This is a genomic window from Conyzicola sp. (assembly GCF_057073975.1).
In genome coordinates, this window is the sequence record NZ_JBXMIS010000048.1 from 1 (window position 1) to 21,121 (window position 21,121).

At 67.6% G+C, this 21,121-nt stretch carries 19 protein-coding genes, 1 tRNA gene and 1 pseudogene; 7 read left to right on the forward strand and 14 right to left on the reverse strand.

Annotated features, from left to right (window positions below):
- The 3 genes and pseudogenes from AC14A7_RS04330 to AC14A7_RS04340 form a co-directional block, all read right to left on the reverse strand.
- Window positions 1-373: pseudogene (locus tag AC14A7_RS04330) on the reverse strand (sugar ABC transporter permease); the annotation flags it as partial.
- On the reverse strand, window positions 373-1,947 hold the full coding sequence (locus AC14A7_RS04335) for an ABC transporter permease subunit (RefSeq protein ID WP_484006660.1): 1,575 nt from the start codon (window positions 1,945-1,947) through the stop codon (window positions 373-375). The pseudogene AC14A7_RS04330 and the gene AC14A7_RS04335, both read right to left, overlap by 1 nt.
- Window positions 1,948-2,045: 98 nt before the next feature.
- Window positions 2,046-3,290 (reverse strand): sugar ABC transporter substrate-binding protein, encoded by a 1,245-nt coding sequence (locus AC14A7_RS04340; protein ID WP_484006661.1) that lies wholly within the window; start codon window positions 3,288-3,290, stop codon window positions 2,046-2,048.
- Between the two features lie 306 nt (window positions 3,291-3,596).
- Here AC14A7_RS04340 and AC14A7_RS04345 point away from each other — a divergent pair, with 306 nt between their 5' ends.
- Window positions 3,597-5,282, forward strand: a complete 1,686-nt coding sequence (locus AC14A7_RS04345) for a glycoside hydrolase family 13 protein (protein ID WP_484006662.1) — start codon at window positions 3,597-3,599, stop codon at window positions 5,280-5,282.
- Between the two features lie 74 nt (window positions 5,283-5,356).
- Here the strand turns inward: AC14A7_RS04345 and AC14A7_RS04350 are convergent, their stop codons facing one another.
- From AC14A7_RS04350 to AC14A7_RS04360, 3 genes are all read right to left on the reverse strand, one after another.
- Window positions 5,357-6,283 carry a M23 family metallopeptidase gene (locus AC14A7_RS04350; RefSeq protein ID WP_484006663.1) on the reverse strand — a complete coding sequence of 309 codons (927 nt, stop codon included), beginning with the start codon at window positions 6,281-6,283 and terminating at the stop codon, window positions 5,357-5,359.
- Between the two features lie 214 nt (window positions 6,284-6,497).
- On the reverse strand, window positions 6,498-7,298 hold the full coding sequence (locus AC14A7_RS04355; RefSeq protein WP_484006664.1) for an inositol monophosphatase family protein: 801 nt from the start codon (window positions 7,296-7,298) through the stop codon (window positions 6,498-6,500).
- Window positions 7,295-8,581, reverse strand: coding sequence for an MFS transporter (locus AC14A7_RS04360; protein ID WP_484006665.1), 1,287 nt, complete (start codon window positions 8,579-8,581; stop codon window positions 7,295-7,297). The genes AC14A7_RS04355 and AC14A7_RS04360 overlap by 4 nt, the downstream gene beginning before the upstream one ends.
- A gap of 42 nt (window positions 8,582-8,623) precedes the next feature.
- Here AC14A7_RS04360 and AC14A7_RS04365 point away from each other — a divergent pair, with 42 nt between their 5' ends.
- On the forward strand, window positions 8,624-9,058 hold the full coding sequence (locus AC14A7_RS04365; RefSeq protein ID WP_484006666.1) for a cupin domain-containing protein: 435 nt from the start codon (window positions 8,624-8,626) through the stop codon (window positions 9,056-9,058).
- Between the two features lie 7 nt (window positions 9,059-9,065).
- Here the strand turns inward: AC14A7_RS04365 and AC14A7_RS04370 are convergent.
- Window positions 9,066-9,150: transfer RNA gene (locus AC14A7_RS04370), tRNA-Tyr, on the reverse strand.
- A gap of 124 nt (window positions 9,151-9,274) precedes the next feature.
- Between AC14A7_RS04370 and AC14A7_RS04375 the strand changes: the two genes are divergently transcribed.
- On the forward strand, window positions 9,275-10,294 hold the full coding sequence (locus AC14A7_RS04375) for a LacI family DNA-binding transcriptional regulator (RefSeq protein WP_484006667.1): 1,020 nt from the start codon (window positions 9,275-9,277) through the stop codon (window positions 10,292-10,294).
- Here AC14A7_RS04375 and AC14A7_RS04380 read toward each other — a convergent pair.
- Window positions 10,291-11,031 (reverse strand): lytic transglycosylase domain-containing protein, encoded by a 741-nt coding sequence (locus AC14A7_RS04380; protein ID WP_484006668.1) that lies wholly within the window; start codon window positions 11,029-11,031, stop codon window positions 10,291-10,293. The genes AC14A7_RS04375 and AC14A7_RS04380 overlap by 4 nt on opposite strands.
- Window positions 11,032-11,053: 22 nt before the next feature.
- Here AC14A7_RS04380 and AC14A7_RS04385 point away from each other — a divergent pair, with 22 nt between their 5' ends.
- The 3 genes from AC14A7_RS04385 (at window position 11,054) to AC14A7_RS04395 (ending at window position 13,379) form a co-directional block, all read left to right on the forward strand.
- Window positions 11,054-11,542, forward strand: coding sequence for a YajQ family cyclic di-GMP-binding protein (locus tag AC14A7_RS04385; protein ID WP_484006669.1), 489 nt, complete (start codon window positions 11,054-11,056; stop codon window positions 11,540-11,542).
- A gap of 68 nt (window positions 11,543-11,610) precedes the next feature.
- On the forward strand, window positions 11,611-13,023 hold the full coding sequence (cls, locus tag AC14A7_RS04390; RefSeq protein WP_484006670.1) for a cardiolipin synthase: 1,413 nt from the start codon (window positions 11,611-11,613) through the stop codon (window positions 13,021-13,023).
- Complete coding sequence (locus AC14A7_RS04395) at window positions 13,023-13,379, forward strand: hypothetical protein (RefSeq protein WP_484006671.1); 357 nt, start codon at window positions 13,023-13,025, stop codon at window positions 13,377-13,379. The genes cls and AC14A7_RS04395 overlap by 1 nt, the downstream gene beginning before the upstream one ends.
- Before the next feature lie 129 nt (window positions 13,380-13,508).
- On the opposite strand, the gene AC14A7_RS04400 is transcribed toward AC14A7_RS04395, so the two are convergent.
- The 3 genes from AC14A7_RS04400 to ubiE are packed head-to-tail and all read right to left on the reverse strand — an operon-like array spanning window position 13,509 to window position 16,749.
- Window positions 13,509-14,855 (reverse strand): FAD-dependent oxidoreductase, encoded by a 1,347-nt coding sequence (locus tag AC14A7_RS04400; RefSeq protein ID WP_484006672.1) that lies wholly within the window; start codon window positions 14,853-14,855, stop codon window positions 13,509-13,511.
- 12 nt (window positions 14,856-14,867) lie between these two features.
- Window positions 14,868-15,923 (reverse strand): polyprenyl synthetase family protein, encoded by a 1,056-nt coding sequence (locus AC14A7_RS04405; protein WP_484006673.1) that lies wholly within the window; start codon window positions 15,921-15,923, stop codon window positions 14,868-14,870.
- A gap of 28 nt (window positions 15,924-15,951) precedes the next feature.
- Window positions 15,952-16,749, reverse strand: a complete 798-nt coding sequence (ubiE, locus tag AC14A7_RS04410; RefSeq protein ID WP_484006674.1) for a bifunctional demethylmenaquinone methyltransferase/2-methoxy-6-polyprenyl-1,4-benzoquinol methylase UbiE — start codon at window positions 16,747-16,749, stop codon at window positions 15,952-15,954.
- A 55-nt stretch (window positions 16,750-16,804) separates the two neighbouring features.
- On the opposite strand from ubiE, the gene AC14A7_RS04415 reads away from it, so the two are divergent.
- Window positions 16,805-18,034: an isochorismate synthase gene (locus AC14A7_RS04415; RefSeq protein ID WP_484006675.1), complete on the forward strand. Its 1,230-nt coding sequence runs from the start codon at window positions 16,805-16,807 to the stop codon at window positions 18,032-18,034.
- Between the two features lie 141 nt (window positions 18,035-18,175).
- Here AC14A7_RS04415 and AC14A7_RS04420 read toward each other — a convergent pair whose 3' ends face one another.
- The 3 genes from AC14A7_RS04420 to AC14A7_RS04430 form a co-directional block, all read right to left on the reverse strand.
- The gene (locus AC14A7_RS04420) at window positions 18,176-19,003 is read right to left on the reverse strand and encodes a polyphosphate kinase 2 family protein (RefSeq protein WP_484006676.1); all 828 of its coding nucleotides are present in this window, start codon (window positions 19,001-19,003) and stop codon (window positions 18,176-18,178) included.
- Window positions 19,004-19,067: 64 nt separating this feature from the next.
- The gene (gene menD / locus AC14A7_RS04425) at window positions 19,068-20,717 is read right to left on the reverse strand and encodes a 2-succinyl-5-enolpyruvyl-6-hydroxy-3-cyclohexene-1-carboxylic-acid synthase (protein ID WP_484006677.1); all 1,650 of its coding nucleotides are present in this window, start codon (window positions 20,715-20,717) and stop codon (window positions 19,068-19,070) included.
- On the reverse strand, window positions 20,717-21,061 hold the full coding sequence (locus AC14A7_RS04430) for a PLD nuclease N-terminal domain-containing protein (RefSeq protein ID WP_484006678.1): 345 nt from the start codon (window positions 21,059-21,061) through the stop codon (window positions 20,717-20,719). The genes menD and AC14A7_RS04430 overlap by 1 nt, the downstream gene beginning before the upstream one ends.
- Window positions 21,062-21,121 lie beyond the last annotated feature (60 nt).

Below are 21,121 nucleotides of genomic sequence, written 5' to 3' on the forward strand. Positions count from 1 at the left end.
GCAGGCCGATGCGGCGGCCGCGGAAGCGCATGCGCGAGAAGGCATAGGCAGCGAGGGCGCCGAGCAGCACCGAGCCGACGGCAGAGATCGTGCCGACGAGCAGGGTGTTGAGGAACCACTTGAGGAACGGCGCGTCGGGGTTGTTCATGAGGTCGACATAGTTGCCGAGGTCGAACGCGCGGAACAGCTCGTTCGACCCGGTGAGCGTGCCGATCGGGTTGAACGAGACGGAGACGACGTAGAGCAGGGGGAAGATCGAGAAGGCGACCGCGATGAGCCCAACGAGGTGACGCCATCCGACCTCGCGGAACCAGCGGCGGAAGCCCCGGCGACGGCGCGGAAGCGGAACAGTGGCAATGGCAGGAGCAGTCATCAGTACACGTCCTCCAGGGCGCGGGTCTTCTTGAACGCGATCGCGGAGATCGTGGCGACGATGATGAAGATGAGGATGGAGAAGGCGCTTGCAAGACCGTAGTCCCGACCCCCTCCCCCGCCGAAGGCGACCTTGTAGACGAGGGTGATCATGATGTCTGTCGCACCAATGTCGAGGGTCGTGTCGCTGAATCGCGGCCACCCTCTCGTGAGCATGTAGATCACATTGAAGTTGTTGAAGTTGAAGGCGAAGCTCGCGATGAGCAGCGGCGCAACCGACACGAGCAGCAGCGGCAGCTTGATCGAGCGCACCACACGCCAGGGGCTCGCGCCGTCGACGCGGGCGGCCTCGGTGAGCTCCTCTGGAATGGACTGCAGAGCTCCCGTGCAGATGAGGAACATGTAGGGATAGCCGAGCCACAGGTTGAGCAGCAGCACGCTGAACTTCGCCAGCCACGGGTCGCTCAGCCACGGTATCTCCGCCCCGCCGAAGAAGACCTGGTTGACGAAGCCGAACTCCGGGTTGAGCAGACCGGCGAAGACGAGACCGGAGAGGAAGGCGGGGAAGGCGTAGGGAAGGATGATGAGGATGCGGTAGATGCGCTTGAACCGCACGCGCCAGTCGTTCATGACGAGGGCGAGCAGCAGCCCGAGGATGAACGTGGATGCGACAGAGAGCACCGCGAAGACGAACGTCCACGCGATCACCCGCAGCAGTGGCGGGCCGACCTGGTCGTTGGTGAAGGCCTTCACGAAGTTGTCGAGTCCGACGTTGACCCGCCAGCCGGGGGTGAGCGCCGCGCCGTCCTCGTTGACGAACGAGCCGTAGCCGTTGTCGGTGTAGACGGCGCCGGTCTCGACGTCGGTGAAGGTGTCGCCCTTCTCGTCGTAGACGAGGGAGCTCTTGAAGACGTAGCCCGTCACGCCATCGGCGGTGCGCACGGATCCGGAGTTGGGGTTGTCGGAGAAGGGCACGGAGAGCGCCAGGATCGCGTCCTGGTTGTCGACGACCTCGCCGAGCTGGAGGGTGTGGTAACCGTCTAGGCCGGTTGCCTTGCCGGTGAAGTCGGTCTTCGCGTCGTCCACCTCGTACAGCGGCTGATCGTTGCTGCCGAGCTGCACGTCGCCGTCGGGATCGGTGACGAGCAGGTAGTAGGTGCCGGCCTGCTCCAGCACGCTCACCTGGTACTGCGGGGAGTCGGGCACGCGCTTCTGGGCGACCTGCACGATCGAGGAGATCGCGTCGTCCTTGTCGCTGTTGTGCCCGTCGCTGTAGTTGGTGAAGGCGATGTAGCCGGTGAACAGGACGACGAAGACCTGGAAGATCGCGAGGAAGAACAGACCCGGCGTGAGGTACTTGGCCGGCAGCACCTTCGGGTTCAGGTAGATGTAGTTGATGAGAGCGAGAATGACCACGGCAAGGCCGAAGAGCAGCCATTCCTCTTTGAGGAACAGCGTGAACAGTGCCTGCAGCCCGAAGGCGTCGAGCAGCCCGAGCAGCACGATCTTGGTGACAAGGGTCAGGGTTCTCGTGGTGCGCGGTGTGCGCAATGGGCCCGATGTCGTCGTCGCCATGGGTCGCCTCTCGTCGTTCTCGCTGCGGTGGTGTCGGTGGGGGTACATGCGGGCCGGGGCCGGCACCAGTGGCGCCGACCCCGACCGCGTGTCGGCAGTTAGCCGGCGATCTTCGCCTCGATGTTGGCGACCGCAGTCGTCCACACCTCGGCAGGGTCGCCCTCGCCCTTGATGAGCGTCAGCTCTGCGTTGCCCCAGTCGGCCCAGACAGAACCCATGGCCGGGATGGCGGGCATCGGCACGCCGCTCTGGCCGATGGCACCGAAGGCGGCGACATCCGCGTCGTTGGCCGCTGCTGCCTCGTAGGCCGCGGTCAGCGCCGGCGGGCGCCCACCGATCTCGTAGAGCGCCGTCTGCACTGCCTCAGTCGAGAGGTAGTTGACGATGAACTGCGTTGCGGCAAGGGCGTTGGTGCTCTTGCTGCTGAGGAAGAAGCCGTTGACACCGATGAATGGCTGCGCGGCCTCGCCACCCGCGGAGGGCAGCTCGTCGATCGCGTAGTTCATTCCGCTCGCCTTGATGTCTGGCAGGTTCCACGGGCCGGTGATGTAGTACGGCGACTTGCCGGCGAGGAAGAACTCCTTGGCCTTGTCACCGTCGATGTTGGCGTTGAGCACGCCGCTGGCGCCCCACTCCTTGAGCTTCGCCGCGAAGGCGAGGCCACCCTCGTTGCCCAGCGTCAGGTTGGTCGGGTCGTACGCGCCCTTGTCGTCGAGACCGAAGACGGGTGCGCCGAACGAGGTCTGCAGCGGGTAGAGGTGGTACGGGTCGCCCTGGTCAGGCGAGAGTCCGACGAGGAAGGGGTACTTGTCTGCCTCGCCGTTGACGAATGCCTGGCCATTGGCGATGACCTCGTCGAAGGACGTCGTGGCGTCGGCCACGAGGTCGGCGTTGCGCAGCAGGGCCACGTTCTCGATCGAGTACGGAACGCCGTAGACGGTGCCCTCGTAGCTCATAGCCTGCACTGCCGATGCCGCGAACTCGTCGGCCTTGTCTCCGAGCTCGAGCGGGGCGACGACGCCGTTGGCGACGTAGGCGCCGAGCTTGTCGTGCGGGCTGACGATCAGGTCAGGGCCCTTGCCGGTCGGAACCTGGCTGATGAAGTCCTGGTCGACGGTTGCGAAGTCCTTGATCTCGAGCTTCACCGTGATGCCGGTGTCTTCTTTGAACTGGGCCGCGATGTCCTTGAGCGCGGGAGCGCGCTCGGTGTCGACCCACATCGTGATCGTGGTCGACCCGGCGTCGGCGAGGTTGTCGCCGTCATCCGTGGGGGCGCAGCCGGCAAGAGCGAGTGCAGCGACTGTCGTCATCGCACCCACCGCCAGGAGGGAGTTCACCTTCATTGGTGTCGCCTTTCGTGTGCAGTTGTGGCCTCATTGCCGCGCGCGAATGCCCGGGGGACGTACGGATGCTGTAAAAACACTCCGACTCGCTCACGAGGCCGTACTCGTGGTGTGCCTGCAGGACTGCAAGCGCTTCCAGTTATACATAAGCGATCGATGTTTGGCAACCATTGGGTTTTTGTGGTCTCCCCCAACATGGATGAGCGACCAAGTCTCAATATCTGAAATCGCTTGCAGACTCCGCGTCTCCGTGCTAACGCGACTGCAAGCGCTTGCACGTTTGGCCAAAACCAGTAGAGTGACGCCATGAGTTCCCCGAGCGAGTGGTGGCGCACTGCCGTCATCTACCAGGTGTACCCCCGTTCCTTCGCCGATTCGAACGGCGACGGCATTGGCGACCTGCCCGGCATCACATCCCGCCTCGGCGCACTCGCCGACCTCGGCGTCGATGCCGTCTGGCTCTCGCCGTTCTTCACCTCGCCCCAGAAGGACGCCGGCTACGACGTCGCCGACTACTGCGACGTCGACCCGCTGTTCGGCACGCTCGACGACTTCGACGCGCTGCAGAACCGTGCTCACGAGCTCGGGCTCCGGATCATCGTCGACCTCGTGCCCAACCACTCGAGCGACCGGCACGTCTGGTTCCAGCAGGCGCTTGCCTCCCCGGAGGGCTCGGAGGAGCGCGCGCGCTACATGTTCCGCGATGGCCAGGGTGCGGCGGGCGAGCTTCCACCCAACAACTGGGAGTCGGTCTTCGGCGGCCCAGCATGGACGCGCGTCGTGCGCGACGACGGAACCCCCGGCCAGTGGTACCTGCACCTCTTCGACGCGTCGCAGCCCGACTTCGACTGGAGCAACGAGTGGGTGCGCGAGCAGTTCCGCGGCATCCTTCGCTTCTGGCTCGACCGTGGCGTCGACGGCTTCCGGGTGGATGTCGCCCACGGCCTGATCAAGGCAGCCGGACTTCCCGACTACACCCCTCCGGCCAACGCCGGCAGCATGGGCGGCGGCGCGGGCGACCTCGCCCTCGAGCCTGCGATCAGCGTTGACGAGGACTCTCCGACCCCGCCGTACTGGGCGCAGGACGGCGTTCACGAGATCTACCGCGACTGGAACGCCGTGCTCGCAGAGTACGACGGCGAGCGGGTGCTCTGTGCAGAGGCATGGGTCGAGCCGCTCACCAAGCTCGCGCTCTGGGTCCGCCCCGACGAGATGCAGCAGGCCTTCAACTTCAGCTACCTCGAGACCCCGTGGTCGGCTCCAGAGCTCAAGGCGATCATCGACGGCTCGATCTCCGCCTTCGCGAGCGTCGGCGCCCCGAGCACCTGGGTGCTCTCGAACCACGACGTCGTTCGCCACGCCTCCCGCCTCGCACTCACGGCGGAGAACCCGCAGGGCGCAGGAATCGGTCCGTTGTCGCCCGGCCAGCCCGACCGCGCCGTCGGACTCCGACGCGCCCGCGCCGCGACATCGCTCATGCTCGGCCTGCCGGGAAGCTCCTACCTCTACCAGGGAGAGGAGCTCGGCCTGCCAGAGGTCATCGACCTCCCCGACGACGCGCGACAGGACCCGACGTGGTTCCGCACCGACGGAGAGCGCTACGGTCGCGACGGATGCCGCGTGCCGATCCCATGGGAGGCCGGCAGCCCCGCCTACGGCTTCAGCCCCACCGGTGAGTCGTGGCTGCCTCAGCCGATCGACTGGGCGCCGTACGCGCGCGACTCCCAGGTCGGCGTGGACGACTCGACGCTCTCGCTGTACCAGCTGGCGCTGCGCCTGCGTGCGCAGCACGCGCTCGGCCTCGGCTCCGTCGAGTGGCAGGAGGGCACCGGAACGGACGGCCTCGTGCTGCGCAACGGTGCTGTGACGATTGTGGCGAACACCGGGTCGGAGGCTGTTCCGCTTCCTGCTGGCCGCGTCATCCTGTCCAGTTCTCCGTTGGATGGCGACGTGCTGCCCGGCGACACGACGGTCTGGCTGCTGGCGGACTGAGCGCGGCAGCGCTGAGGCTGAGGCTGTCTCGCGCTGGCTGGCGCCCGCGGCCGTCTCGGCCATCAGGCAGGGGGCTACTTGGCGGCGTTGGCCTTGAGCCAGGCGAAGGGATCGGTCGGGGTTCCGTTGACGTGGATCTCGAGGTGAAGGTGCGCACCGGTGGCAACGCCGGTGCTGCCGACGAGCCCGACGAAGTCGCCGACCTCGACCACCTGGCCGACCTGCAGCGGGCTGGAGTTCATCTGCATGTGGGCGTACATGCTCGTGAAGGTCTTGCCGCCGACCACGTGGTCGATCTTGACCTGGTTGCCGAACCCTCTCGACGAGACCTCGGTGAACGAGACGGTTCCTGCCGCGACCGCGTAGATCGGGGTTCCGGCGCCGGGCGTGAAGTCGACACCCGTGTGGAACGAGGAGCAGTAGCGGCACGGCGCTAGGCGCTCGCCGAAGCCGTCGCTCACGGGAACGGCATAAGGGAACGGCCACTGGATCGGGCCGGTGCCCACGGAGTACGAGTAGCTGCGGTTGCCGTACTTCTGCCGCAGCTGCTCTGCATAGGACGTGACCGTGTAGTTGGCGCGTGCGGCATCGGCCTGCAGCGCGATCTCCGAGACCTCGACGGTCTGCCCAGCCGCAGCCTTCGGTGCCGCGTCGAGGGTCGAGTCGGTGGAGATGAGGGCGTTGGCTGGAACCGTCGTGCCGACCAGCAGTGCTCCGGCGAAGAGCAGAGCGCCCATCGAGAGCAGCTGAGCGCCCAGGCGCTTCTTGGGCTTGACCGGCTGGCGCACGACCACTTTTCGCACCGGGGCCGGTGTGGCGGAGACGACCGGCGGGATGACCGGCTGCGGCACCGGAGGCCACGCGGCCTGCGCGGCTGACCCGGTCGGTGCTACGGCCGGAGGAAGGGCACCGGCGGCGAGCGCGGCGGCCCGACGAGCCTCCAACTCGCGCGCTTCACGGCGAGTTGTCGGCTGGAAATCGTCGGCACCGGGGAAACTCATGAGGCGAGCAAACCTCGCTGAAAGTCGGTGGGCGCGATGGCAAAACCTGCAATTGCCATGGCGCTACTCCTCTAAAAAACGACCGTGCGCAGTGCGGCTGGTCCGATTCTTCGGGTGGTCACTCTCGGCGCTAGGCCAGCGCGAGATAACGAATAGGTAAAGGCTAGCCCAACGGCGAGCGCTCGCTCCACCCCCAGCCCGGGTCACGTGCGTTTTACGCACCGACCTCGACGAGCTTCGCCTCGAGCACGTCGGCAAGGGCCGGGTGTGCGGCGATGACGAAGTCGCGGCTCGGGGCTGCTCCCGCGAGGCCGGAGACCCGTGCGCCGGCCTCCCGCGCGATGAGGGCACCCGCCGCGTGGTCCCACGGGCTGAGGGTGCGCTCGAAGTAGGCGTTGAGGCGTCCAGAGGCGACCGCGCACAGGTCGAGCGACGCCGTGCCCATGCGGCGAATGTCGCGCACCTGGGGCAGCAGGGCGGCGACGGCGGCTCCCTGGCGGCCCCGCATCCCGGAGTCGTAGGCGAAGCCGGTGCCGATGAGCGCCTGCGAGAGGTCGACGGCGGGTGCGACCTCGAGGCGGCGCTCGCCGAGGAAGGCCCCCTCGCCCTCTGCCGCCGTGTAGACCTCGCCGCTCGCCGGATTGACGACGCACCCCGCGAGCGCCCGCCAGGTGAGCGGGTCTGGCTCGCCCTCGACCACGGCGATGCTCACGGCATAGTGCGGGATTCCGTAGAGGAAGTTGACGGTGCCGTCGATCGGGTCGACGATCCAGTGCAGGCCGCTGGTGCTCGAGGTCGCGTCGCTCTCCTCGCCGAAGAACCCGTCGTCTGGCCGCGCCTCGGCAAGGAGCGATCGGATGAGGCGCTCGGTCTCGCGATCGGCCTCCGTCACGATATCGACGGGGCTCGACTTCGATGCCGCAACCTCGACGCCCTCACGGCGACGCGTGGCAGCGAGCGCTCCCGCCTCGATCGCGACGCGGCGGGCGATGGAGAGGAGGTCGCTGGTGCTCATGTATCGAGGCTAGCGGCCTGCCGCACGCCGTTGACCTTGGCGGGGATGCGACGCTCCACCCACAGGGCGATGACCGCGAGAAGGCCGCACCCCGCGACGAGGAAGACGATGTAGACCGCGCCGAGGCCGCGCGCGATGAGCACGCTCGCGATGATGGGGCCGACCACGAACGCGCCAGAGAACATGAGAGAGCTGAGCGCGTTGTAGCGCCCGCGCAGGTGGTCGGGGGCGAGGTCGTTGATCATCGCGGAGCTCGTTGGCTGCAGCATCGTCTCGCCGAGGCCGAACACCGCGGCACATCCGGCCAGCAGGATGGTCGCGGCGATCGTGCCTGGCACGAGCGAGGTGGCACCGAGGAGGGCCCACGAGAGCGCCCAGGTCGCGGCCATGACGACGGCGACCCGCGTGCGGCGGTGCCCCTCGATGCGCTGCAGCACGAGCAGCTGCAGCAGCACGATGACGAGGGTGTTTGCGGCGAACGCGTAGCCGAGGCCCTGCGTCGAGATCTCGCCGATCGCGCGGGCGTAGGCCGGCATCCCTGCATTCAGCTGCGGGTAGCTGACGAGGGCCGCAACCGCGACGAGGATGAGCAGCGCCCGAAGGTTCGTGTCGCGCAGCATCGTGAGATACGACGGCCGCGGCGCCTCGACCCCGTCTGCCGTCGGCGCAACGACAACACGACCGCCGACGTGCCGAAGGGCGATGAGCAGGATCGCGAGCGCGGGAAGGTAGCTGAGCGCGTCGAGCAGGTAGATCGCCACGAAGGTCTCGGCGCGATCCACGTCGACGTACTGGCCGCCGATGATGCCGCCGATTCCGATGCCGAGGTTGAGCAGGGTGAAGTTGATGCCGAAGTAACGCTGGCGCTGCTCGCTCGGAATGAGGTTGCCGATCATCGCCCCCGACGCCGGCCAGATGACGCCGAAGCCGTACCCGAGGAAGAGGAACGCGATCGTGGCGGTGGCGACCGTCGTCGCCTGCGAGACGATCACGTCGCCGATCATGAGGGCGACCGCACTGCTGGCGTAGACGAGGCGGGGGCCGATGCGGTCGATGAGCGCCCCAATGGGCGGAACGACCGCGATACCGATGCCGGCCTGCAGGGCGAGCAGCAGGCCGACCGTCTCCAGCGGAATATCGCGCACCTCGTGCAGGTACACGACCATGAAGGGCAGCACCAGGCCGGTGCCGACCGCGGAGAAGACGACCGTCGAGATGAGCAGGTTGCCCTCGCGCGGCAGGTCGAGCCAGAACGACGACAGTCTCGGCTTGGTGGCGCTCACTGGTCCATTCTGCCGATGCGCACCGACAGGGATGATAGACGCATGGCACAGAACTACGAGATCGCATCCATCGGCTCCCTCGACCAGTGGCGCGGCCACTTCGGCGGCTTCACCGAGGCGAAGTCCCGCGACGGCCGCCGCGTCGTCGACCACGAGCTCGCGATGCAGTTCATCGGGCTCACGGCCAACGCGCTGCTGCCGGGCGAGCAGGCGGGCTACTGGCACGCGCACTCCCGCATCGAGGAGCTCTACGTATTCCTCGAGGGCAACGGCCAGATGGCACTGGATGACGATGTCGTCGACGTCACGGCCGGCACGGTCGTGCGGGTCGGACAGGATGTCTGGCGCACCTGGCGGGCACTGCCCGACAGCCCCGGCGAGCTGCGCTGGCTCTGCATCCGCGCCGGAGGAGAGGCGCTGCCAGAGCTGCCGAACGACAGCACGCGAGACGACGAAAGAGGAATGCCCTGGGTCTAGGGCGTCATGGTGGCAAGTGAGGGATTCGAACCCCCGAAGTTGAAAACGTCTGATTTACAGTCAGATCCCTTTGGCCGCTTGGGTAACTTGCCGCGGGCGCCCCCGACCGGGTGTATTCACCAGACCGAACGCGCTGAACAAGGATAGCGCGTAAACGCGGTCTCCAAATCACGCGGGCCGCGGATAGTATCGGCTGACCGAGGAAGGTGTCGTGCAGTGCCCGGAATCAACGAAGTCGCAGAGCGTGCCGGCGTCTCAACGGCCACGGTCTCGCGCGCCCTGAGCGGAAAGCAGCACGTCTCCCCCGCCACGCGGGAGCGCGTCGCCGCCGCCGCCGCAGAGCTCGGCTACGTCGTGTCGTCGAATGCATCGAGCCTCGCGACGGGACGCACAAAGAACATCGGCGTCGTCATCCCCTTCCTCAACCGCTGGTTCTACGGTGCGGTCATCGAGGGCGCTGAGCAGGCCCTGTTGAGCCACGGCTACGACCTCACGCTCTACAACCTCAGCGGCGGCGGTGACGAGCGGCGCAGCGTCTTCGAGCACTTCCTGCTGCGCAAGCGCGTGGATGCCGTCATCGCCATCTCCCTCGAGCTGACCGCCAACGAGGTGACCCGCCTTCTCGATCTCGGCAAGCCCATCGTCGGCATCGGGGGTCCGCTACCGGGTGTCCGCACCCTCAGCATCGACGACGTCGCGGTCGCCCGGCTCGCCACGGAGCACCTGCTGTCTCTCGGTCACCGCTCCATCGCGCACATCGGCGGCAACAAAGACCTCGAGCTCGACTTCCACCTGCCGACCAATCGCCGCATCGGCTACGAGACGGCGCTCGAGGCATTCGGCATCCCGATCGACCCAGAGCTCTTCCAGCCGGCCGACTTCACGATGCGGGGCGGCTACCAGGCGGCCAAGCAGCTGCTCGGCAACCCGCGACGGAGGCCGACCGCGATCTTCGCCGCCTCCGACGAGATGGCGATCGGCGCGATCCTCGCCGCAAAGGACATGGGCCTTCGTGTGCCGGAGGACATCTCGGTGGTCGGCGTCGACGACCACGAGCTCTCTGACTTCTTCGGCCTGAGCACGGTCGCGCAGTATCCAGACCTGCAGGGCCGGCTTGCTGTCGAGATCCTCATGGATCAACTGCACCCGGGCCTGCGCGAGCTCGGCTCGCTCAACACCCCGCTCGGTTTCGACCTCATCGTGCGCTCGAGCACGGCGAGGCCATCCGGGTACTAGTCCGCGTACCTGCTCGCCGCGTTGGCGACGGTCGTGATGTACTCGGTCGCATTGTTGTATGTGGTGATGGCGGTGCGCCATCCCTCCTCCGTCGCCATGTCGGCGCCGGAGCGGCACAGATAGGCGGCCGTCGACGCGACGGCATCGTCGATGTTCTGCGGATCCTCGACACCGTCGCCACCGGCGTCGTTGTGCCAGTTGCGCCAGGTCTGCGGGATGAGCTGCATGGGTCCGACAGCGCGATCGTGGTCTGGGTCGCCGTCGATGGCACCGTCGTCGGTGTCGGTGACGACATCCGTCGATCCACCGTCGAGCGCGATGCCGATGATCGGTGGAAAGGTCGTGCCGTCGGGCTGGATGCTCGAGCCGCCGTGCGTGCCGTGTCTGCTCTCCGCCCAGCCAATGCCGGCGAGGGTGTTCCACGATAGGCCGCAGCGCGGGTTCGACTGGGTAGCCCCCATCGCCGCCGCCGCATAGGCGGCAAGAGCACGCTGCGGGATTCCGGTCTTCTCCGCCGTCTGTGCCAGCCAGTCCGCGTCGGCGAGCGTCGCAAACCCGGTGGGAGCCGTGGCGGCAACGGGTGCCTGCGCTGGCGGACCCCACCGCGCATCCGGCTCGTCGGGCACGAGGCCTGGCACCGCACCCCTGCTGGTGGAGAGGACGGTGACAACGACGAGCGCCCCGAGAACGAGGAGGGATGCGGCGAGCCCGACCCAGAGGAGTGCGCGCACCTGCATCCGTTCGTTCTACCATGTGCATATGGCAGATTCCTCATTCGACATCGTCAGCAAGGTCGACAAGATGGAGGCGGAGAACGCCGTCAACCAGGCGCAGAAAGAGATCGCGACGCGATACGACTTCAAGGGCGTCGGCGCATCGGTCGAGTGGAGCGGCGAGAAGCTGCTGCTCAAGGCGAGCGCAGAGGAGCGGGTCAAGGCTGTCCTCGAGGTCGTCGAGGCCAAGTTCATCAAGCGCGGCATCACCCTGCGCAGCCTCGACTCCGGGGATCCGTACCCCAGCGGCAAGGAGTACCGCATCGAGGTGTCGCTCAAGAACGGCATCTCGAGCGAGGACGCGAAGAAGATCAGCAAGGTGATTCGCGACGAGGCGCCCAAGAGCGTCAAGTCGCAGATCCAGGGTGACGAGCTTCGCGTGCAGTCCAAGAGCCGCGACGACCTCCAGGCGACGATGGCTCTGCTCAAGGGCAAAGACCTCGAGGTCGCCCTGCAGTTCGTGAACTTCAGGTAGAGCAGGTCATGGACGTTGTCTGGCTGGCGACAGTCGCCGCCTGGCCAGTCGTCTTACTGACCGTAGACATGGCGATCCGCATTCTCGCGGTTGTCTACATACCCCGAAACCGGCGACCGCAGACGGCGCTCGCGTGGCTGGTGCTCATCTTCGCGCTTCCGGTGCCCGGCATCCTGCTCTTCCTGCTGTTCGGCAGCCGACGCCTGCCGCGCTCCCGCCGCCGCAAGCAGCGCGAGATCAACCAGTACATCCTCGAGACGACCGAGGGCATCGAAGACGTGCGCCGCGACAACCCGTGGCCACTCTGGCTCGAGCCGATCGTCGAGCTCAACCGCACCCTCGGAGCCATGCCGCTCGTCGGCGGGAACACGGCGGAGCTGCACACCGACTACGAGGAGTCCATCGCGGCGATGACCGGGGCGGTCGAGGCGGCGACGAAGTACGTTCACGTCGAGTTCTACATCCTCAGCTTCGACAGAACGACGGTGCGGTTCTTCGACGCGATGCGCGACGCGGTGAACCGCGGCGTGAAGGTGCGCGTGCTCATGGACCACGTCGCCATGCTGCGCTCTGCCGGCTACAACCGCACCAAGCGCAAGCTGCGCCGCATCGGCGTGCAGTGGCACGTCATGCTGCCCGTGCAGCCGCTGCGCGGCAAGTACCAGCGGCTCGACCTGCGCAACCACCGCAAGATCCTCGTGGTCGATGGCACTGTCGCATACACGGGCTCGCAGAACATGATCGACTCCAGCTACAACAAGCCGGGCAACAAGCGCCGCGGCCTGCACTGGAAAGACCTCATGGTGCGGTTCGAGGGGCCGATCGTCGCCGGCATCAACGCCCTGTTCATCACCGACTGGTACAGCGAGACCAACGAGCTGCTGCTGCGCGAGACACCGGATGCCGGCCGCGTCTCGAAGAGCAAAGAGGCCATCGACTGCCAGGTCGTTCCCAGCGGACCGGGGTTCGAGGGCGAGAACAACCTGCGCCTCTTCAACTCGCTGGTGTACGCGGCGCAGGAGCGCGTCATCCTCACGAGTCCGTACTTCGTGCCAGACGACTCGATGCTGTACGCCATCACGACCGCCGCGCAGTCGGGGCTCGACGTGCAGCTGTTCGCCTCGGAGATCGGCGACCAGCCGGTCGTCTACCACGCCCAGCGCAGCTACTACGAGGCGCTGCTGCGTGCCGGGGTGCGCATCTGGCTCTACCAGTCGCCGACGGTGCTGCACGCGAAGCACTTCACCATCGACGACCAGGTCGCCGTGATCGGCTCGAGCAACATGGACATGCGCTCGTTCAGCCTCAATCTGGAGATCTCCGTCATGGTGCGCGGCGAGAACTTCGTGAAGTCGATGCGCGAGGTCGAGGAGTCGTACCGCGCCCTCAGCCGCGAGCTCACCCTCGACGAGTGGATGCAGCGCCCCGTTGCCACGCGCGTGCTCGACAACGTCGCGCGGCTCTCGGCGACGGTTCAGTGATGCTGACGCGCTACGAGGTCGCGGTGCGGCTCGACATCCCACTCGAGATGGCATCCAAGCACGGCATTCCGACCCGCATGTCAGAGCAGCAGTTCGACGAGCTCGATACGAACCCGCCGCCGTGGCTCGCCCAGTCGCGCGCCAACCGCACCGGCAAGCGCCCGGTCTGGCTGCAGCTCACGTGTGACGTGTGCGGCTACTCCGAGGCGGTGCGACCGAAGAAGTGGTGGCCGCAGTTCACCTACATCAGCTGCACAGAGCACTCGCCGCTCGACCTGCCGGAGCCCGCCGGGGCGCTCGCGCGCACCGAGATCGACGGCATCGGGTCACGCTTCGTCGGCATCGTCGACGCGTAGGGCTCGGCGTGCGCTGCCCGGTGAGCGTGCGACCACCCGGGCTTCTGTTACCTGCCCGGGCCAACGTTCGACCGGGCGGTTGAAAATCACCCGGATGGTTGCCCAGCGTTGCTCAAATGGAGCTAAGCACTAGGCGTTGCTGACGCGCACCATCTCGTCGCGGTCGACGACCTTGACGCGGGCGCGGCCATGGGGCTCGCCGAGGGCGACCTCGTGGTGGTCGAGGTTGTGCCATCCGTCGAGGTTCGTGTACTCGACACCGCGCTCCTCGAGGAGGGACACGATGGATGCCTCGTCGGGCTCCGCGGGCGACCACCAGTTGGCCTGGTCGTTCATCACGTGCTCGATCGTCTCTTTCGCGTCGCTCTTGGTGTGCCCGATGAGGCCGACGGGGCCGCGCTTGATCCAGCCGGTGGCGTAGACGCCTGGCACCTGATGGCCGGCGTCGTCGATGACCTGGCCCTCCCGGTTGGGAATCACGCCGCGCTTGTCGTCGAAGGGGATGCCGTCCAGCGGCGAGCCGAAGTATCCGACCGCGCGGTAGATGGCGCCGATCGCCAGCTCGCGGATCTCGCCCGTGCCGACGACGCCGCCCGCGCCATCCGGCTTCGTGCGCTCGTAGCGGAAGCCCTCGACCTTTCCGTCGCCGAAAACCTCGATGGGGCTCGCGTAGAAGTGCAGGTGGAGGCGACGTGACGCGGAGCCCGTCTCCTCCTCACGCCACTTCGTGAACACCTTGTCGATGACGAAGATCTGCTTGTTGGTCGCAATGGCAGCCTTCGACGCCTCGTCGTAGTCGAAGTCCTCGTCGTAGACGATCATGTCGACGTCGTTCAACTCGCCGAGCTCTCGCAGCTCGAGCGGGCTGAACTTCACCTGCGCCGGTCCACGGCGACCGAAGACGTGCACGTCGGTGACGGGCGAGTTCTTCAGCACCTGGTAGACGTTGTCGGGAATCTCGGTCGGCAGCAGGTCATCGGCGTGCTTGGCCAGCATGCGGGCGACGTCGAGGGCGACGTTGCCGTTGCCGATCACCGCGACCGACGAGGCGTTCAGCGGCCATTCGCGCGGGAAGTCGGGGTGGCCGTCGTACCAGCTGACGAAGTCTGCGGCACCGTAGCTGCCATCCAGCTCGATTCCCGGGATGTTGAGGTCGGCATCCCGAATGGAGCCGGTGGAGAAGATGACGGCGTTGTAGTGCTTCTTGAGGTCGTCGAGGGTGATGTCGCGCCCGAACAGCACATTGCCGAAGAGTCGGATCTGACCGGAGTCGAGCACGTCGCGCAGCGCCGTGATGATGCCCTTGATACGCGGGTGGTCGGGGGCGACGCCGTAGCGCACGAGTCCGTAGGGTGCCGGCAGCTGCTCGAACAGGTCGATCGAGACGTCGAACTTCTTCTCTGCCTTGAGCAGGATGTCTGCGGCGTATATGCCTGCTGGTCCTGCGCCGACAATGGCCAAACGGAGCTTGGTCACGGGGTTCCTTTGCTAGTTCGTGCGTTCGACGATGGACTCGGCGAATCGGGTGAGGGCCTTCTTGACCGGCCCGTTGGGAAGGGGGGCGATGGCGTCGACAGCGAGCTGGGCCCACCGGCGAGCCTCGACGAGCGTCTGCGCCGTCACATCGTGCTCGCGCAGCTCTGCGATCGCAAGAGGGAAGTCGACATCGTCGGCGAGGTCGCGCTCGATGCGCTCCAGCAGTTCTGCGGCGTCAGGGTCGGTGAGCGCCTGGCGACGAAGGTAGAGCATGGGCAGGGTCGCGACGCCGGCGCGCAGATCGGTTCCGGCGACCTTGCCGGTCTCCTCGAACTGGGCGGAGAGGTCGATGACGTCGTCGATGAGCTGGAACGCGACGCCGATCTTCTCGCCGAAGCTAACGACGGGCAGTCGGTACTCCTCCGGCGCGTTCGAGAAGATCACGCCGACCTCCGCGGCAGCCGCGATGAGCGAACCTGTCTTGTCGGTGAGCACCTGGAGGTAGTGCTCGATGGGGTCGTCGCCTTCCTGCGGGCCGATCGTCTCGTGCAGCTGGCCGAGGCACAGCCGCTCGAAGACCTCTGCCTGCAGCTCGAGCCCGCGCACGCCGAGCGAGGCGATGAGCTTTCCCGCGCGGGCGAAGAGCAGGTCACCGGTGAGGATCGCGACGGAGTTGCCCCAGATCACCTGGGCCGATGGCACACCGCGCCGCATCGACGCGCCGTCCATGACGTCGTCGTGGTACAGCGAGGCGAGATGGGTGATCTCGATCGCCTGCGCGGCCGTGATGACATCCACGTGGTTGCCTTCGCCGAGCTGTGCGGTGAGCAGCGTGAGGGCGGGGCGCACGCGCTTGCCGCCAGCGTCGAGCAGGTAGCGGGAGGTGACGTCGGCGAGCGAGTCGGTGAACGACATCTCCTCGCTCAGGGCGAGCTCGACGCGCTCGAGACCCTCCTCGATGGCAAGGGCGAAGTGGCGCTCATCGCTGGAGGCGAAGAGCTTCTCGCCGAGCCCGAGGGATGAGCGGAGGGAGTTGCTGCGGCGCGCAGGAGGATTCCGGGGAGTCACTGCTTGAGTACCGATCTGTCGGGAAGCCCTATGGCTTCGGAGTGCCCGTGCGCGTGGCCGGGGTGCCCTGGACAGGAATGGGACGTGTCATCGCATCCTTGCGCTTCGCATTGGTGGCGAGCACGGTCGCGTCGACCGGTTTGCGACCGCGGTGCAGGGCGACCACGCCCGCGGTGAGGTTGCGGTAGGCGACCCTGGTGAAGCCGGTCGCGCGAAGCCACTGGCTCAGCGTTCCCTGGTCTGGCCAGTTCTTGATGGTCTCCTCGAGGTAGCTGTATGCCTCCGGGTTGGAGCTCGCGGCGTTGGCGAGGGTCGGCATGACGTACTTGAGGTAGGCGAAGTAGCAGGCGCGAGTGATGGCACGGGGCGGACGGGAGAACTCGCAGATGACGAGCCGACCGCCGGGCTTGAGCACCCGGTACATCTCGCTCAGCGCGATCTTCGGGTCGTTGACGTTGCGCAGCCCGAAGCTGATCGTGACAGCGTCGAACTCGTCGGCGTGGAACGGCAGCTTCTCTGCATCGCCGAGTACGAACTCGACGTCGCGGTGCTTGCGCCGAGCCTCATCGAGCATGCCCTCTGAGATGTCGACGCCGACGACGGTGGCGCCGGATCGTGCGATCGAGGCGGCGCTCGTGCCGGTGCCGGCGGCGATGTCGAGCACGCGTTCGCCGGGCTGCGGGTCGATGGCCTTGACCGTCGCAAACCGCCACAGGGGCGCGTTGCCACCCGAGAGGAGGTTGTTCATGAAATCATAGCGCCGAGCGACGCCATCGAACATGTCGGCTACCTCGTCGGGTTCCTTGTCCATGTCCGCTTTAGCCACCCCACAAGTCTAGGCGGAAAGCCTGAGCGCTCCTCCCGGAGAGTACGCTGGGTGTGTGAGCGATCCAGCGGTTGGCACGCCTGCCCTGGTCGTCGAGACCGTCCTGGCAGACGATCTCGGCCCCATCATCCCCCTTCTCGACTCCCGCGACCCGCTGCTGTTCATTCGCCGGGGCGAGGGTGTTGCCGGCGTCGGCGAAGCGCTGCGGCTCGAGTTCACCGGGCCGAATCGCATTCAGGATGCGGCGGCGGCCTGGCGCGCGGTCGTTGCCACGGCATCCATCACCGATCCCGTCGGCCTGCCGGGAACGGGGCTCATCGCCCTCGGCAGTTTCGCCTTCTCCGACCACTCGAAGGCGACGAGCGTTCTCATCGTGCCGTCGGTCATCATCGGCCGCCGCGGCGGCACCAGCTGGATCACGAGGGTGAACAGCTCGTCGACGCCGACCGCGACCGCGCTTGGCCACGAGTACCGCATCTCGCTGCTGCCCGGCGCCATGTCTGCCGACGACTTCGTGGCCGCAGTCGACGCGTCCATCGCGGCGATCGCGTCCGGGAGCGTCAGCAAGGTCGTGCTCGCCCGCGACCTCATCGGCCGCCTGCCAGAGGGCGCAGACCTTCGGCGCGTGCTCAAGACGCTGGCCCTCGGCTACCCCGACTGCTTCACCTATGCCGTCAACGGCCTCGTGGGTTCGAGCCCAGAGACACTCGTGCGCGTCGACCACGGCACGGTGAGCGCCCGGGTGCTCGCCGGCAGCACCGGCCGCGGGGTCGACGCCGACTCCGACCTCGACGCGGCGATCGCCCTTGCCACCTCCAGCAAAGACCTCGACGAGCACCAGTACGCGATATCGAGCGTGCTCAACGCCCTTCGCCCGCACAGCAGCGTGCTCACCGCGAGCGACCAGCCCTTCACGCTCAAGCTGCCGAACCTCTGGCATCTCGCGAGCGACGTCGAGGGCACCCTCAGCGATGGCTCGACCTCGCTCGACCTCGTTGCCGCCATGCACCCGACGGCGGCCGTCGCCGGTGCCCCGACCCGCCCGGCACTTGCCCTCATCGACGAGCTGGAGCCGTTCGACCGCGGTCGCTACGCTGGCCCGGTCGGCTGGGTCGACGCCAACGGCGACGGGGAGTGGGCGGTCGCCCTCCGCTGCGCGCACGTGTCGAGCACGGGAACCGTCACCGCCTACGCGGGAGCCGGAATCGTCAGCGGCTCCGAGCCGCAGCGAGAGCTCGCCGAGACGCGGATGAAGTTCCGGCCGATCGTCGAAGCGTTCAAGTAAGACCCTCGAGCACCAGGCTCACGTAGCGCTCCTCCGCGGTGAGGTCGGCGCAAGCCGCGCCACCACGCTCGCGGCCCCAGAAACCGCATCGATGCGCGCGCTACAGCTGGGGCGCCGAACCCGCCGCTGGAGCTACGGCGGTTAGGAAGCGGCGAGGCGGCGCTTTTGCTCCTCGACGTCGTAGTCGGCCGCCGGCCAGGCGAGGTCGAGCGATCGCAACGCCTCGAGCAGCACGTGCTGCACCGCGAGCCGCGCGTACCACTTGCGGTCTGCTGGCACGACGAACCACGGTGCGGCATCGGTCGAGGTGCGCTCGAGGGCGAGCTGGTACGCCTCCATGTACGCGGGCCAGAGCTTGCGCTCGTCGATGTCGCCGGGGTTGAACTTCCAGTTCTTGTCTTTGTCATCCAGTCGCGCCTGCAGCCGGGCCTTCTGCTCCTCCGGGCTGATGTGCAGCATCACCTTGACGATCACGGTGCCTGCGGCGGTCACCTCCTCCTCGAACGACCGGATGAGGCCGTAGCGCTCCTCGATGGCCTCCGGCGTCGAGAAGCCGCGCACGCGGTGGATCAGCACATCCTCGTAGTGCGAGCGGTCGAACACGCCGATGTAGCCGGGCTCGGGAAGGCGCGGCCTGATGCGCCAGAGGAAGTCGTGCGCCCTCTCCTCGTCGGTCGGCGCCTTGAAGGAGAAGGCCTGCACGCCCTGCGGGTTGACCTCGCCGACCACGTGGTCGACGATGCCTCCCTTGCCCGCCGTGTCCATAGCCTGCAGCACGAGCAGCACGCTGCGGGTGCCACCGAACCGGCTCTCGGCGAAGAGCTTCTCCTGCAGCTCGGCAAGCTCGGCCGCCCCGTCGGCGAGGGCGATGGCACCGTCGCGCCTGCCACCGAGAAAGCCGGGCGTCGAGACGGGGTCGACGCCAGCGAGCGAGAAGCCGGGGGCGACGCGGAGGGAGGAGGAGTCCATCCGTCCACGCTAGCGCGGCCCCACGCGTCGAGACAGGGCCCGCCTCCCGAGACAGGGGCTGCGACTATCGAGGCAGCGGCACCTCGATGAGCACGGGATTCGCGGATGCCGTCAGCGCCTCATCCAGGTCACCGCGGTTCGCGACGTGGCGGTACTCCCACCCGTAGGCCGCGGCCAGCGACTCGAGCGACACCTGCTGCTGCGTCAGCAGCACCCGGTCGAATCGCTCCGCGTCGGCGGAGGCTGCGACCTCGAGACCGTCGAATATCGTTCCGCCGCCGTCGTTGCCGACGATGACCTGGATTCGCGGCCGCGTCTCCCCCGCACCGAACAGCAGCGCCCCTGCGTCGTGCAGCGCGGCAAGGTCACCGAGCAGCACCCTGGTGACCCCCGTGTTGCCCTCCACCGCCTGCGAGGCGAGGGCTATGCCGACGGCGGTCGCAATCGTGCCGTCGATGCCGGCGAGGCCGCGGTTGGCGTGCACGCTGATCTTCTTGCCTGGCACCACCTTGTCGGCCTCGCGGATGAGCCGGGAGGCCCCGAGCACCAGCCTGTCGTGCGGCCAGGTCATGCGCCAGACCGCCTCGACCAGCGTGCGGCGCGACACGGGCGCGCGGAGACCCGCGAGAAGTGCCCGCCCGAAGGCCGCCTGGTCGCGGGGTGCATCAGAGATCGCGATCTGGATGTCGGGGGCGTCGTGCCGCTCGAGCAGGGTGCGCGACGTCGTGACCCAGCGGCCGACCCAGGCCCGATCGTGCGGCTCTCCGTCGACGGTCACGCCGTCGACGACCGTGGCGCTGCGGGCGGGGTCGTAGTCCTCAACACCGGGGGTGCGCACCACGACGGCCTCGACGTCGTCGCGGCGGAGCAGCGCCGGCACCTCGCGGCTGAGAGTCGGATGCCCGAGAACGACAACCCGCTCGATGGCATCGCCGAAACCCGGCTCTGCCATGAGCTGCCGGTAGGCGACGACGAGGTTCGGCCCGAAGTGGGCCCCGCTCGAGACCTCGGCGAACAGGGGGGCGCCGAGCTGCCGGGCGAGCTCCTCCGCGTGCTCGCCGGCACCGTGGCCGGCGACGACGACGGTTCTCGGCTGGCTGGAGACGGGTGTGAGTGGGGCAGCGACACCGAGCGGTGCAGCCTCCGGCTCGATGGGCTGCGGCTCGGGCGCGACTCCGCTCAGCGGCTCTGCGAAGGCGAGGTTGATGTGAACGGGCCCTGCCGCCGCAGCGATGGCGGCGCGGGCGATGAGCTCTGCCCTGCCGGCTTCGTCGTCTGCGGTTGGCGCCTCGACATCCATCGTCAGTGGGGTGGCAGCCCCGAAGATGCCAGGCTGCACCGTCGTCTGGTTCGTGCCGATGCCGCGAAGCGCCGCCGGTCGGTCGGCGCTGAGAACGATGACTGGCACACCGGAGTGGTGCGCCTCGAGCACCGCGGGGTGCAGGTTGGCGACTGCGGTGCCGCTCGTCGTGATGACGAGAACGGGGGTACGCGTCTCAACGGCCAGACCGAGGGCGAGGAACCCCGCGACGCGCTCGTCGATGCGCACCCGCAGCCGGATGCTGCCGGCAGCCTCGAGATCGGCGGCCGCCAGGGCGAGGGCCTGCGACCGCGACCCGGGCGAGAGCACGACGTCGCGCACGCCCAGCCGCACGAACTCGGCGAGGAGGGCGGCCGCGAAGTCGCTCGCGGGGGCGTTGACGGGTGGGGTCACTACTTCTGGTCGTCGGCGGGTGGCTCGTCGTCGAGCTCGGCGAGCTCGCGCTCCAGCCGGCGGATGCGCTCGTCTTGGTCTTCCTTGGCAGAGAGGTCGCGCAGGAAGGCGACATCGTCATCCGGTGCTGTGTACTGACGCTGGCCGCCGGGCGTCGCGGTGGCCGGTGCCCGCCCCACGAGGAACCACAGGGCTGCTCCAACGACCGGGATGACGGCGACGAGCACCCAGACCGCCTTCGGCACTCCGCGCACCCTGCCGCGATCGGTCAGGATGACATCGACAATGGTGAAGATCGTCAGCGCGACGGCGATGACGACGAGAACGAGCCACACTCTAGGCATGATGTGATTCTACGTCTCGCGACCGCGACGGACCTGCGCGGGTGCACAGCCGGCGATGCC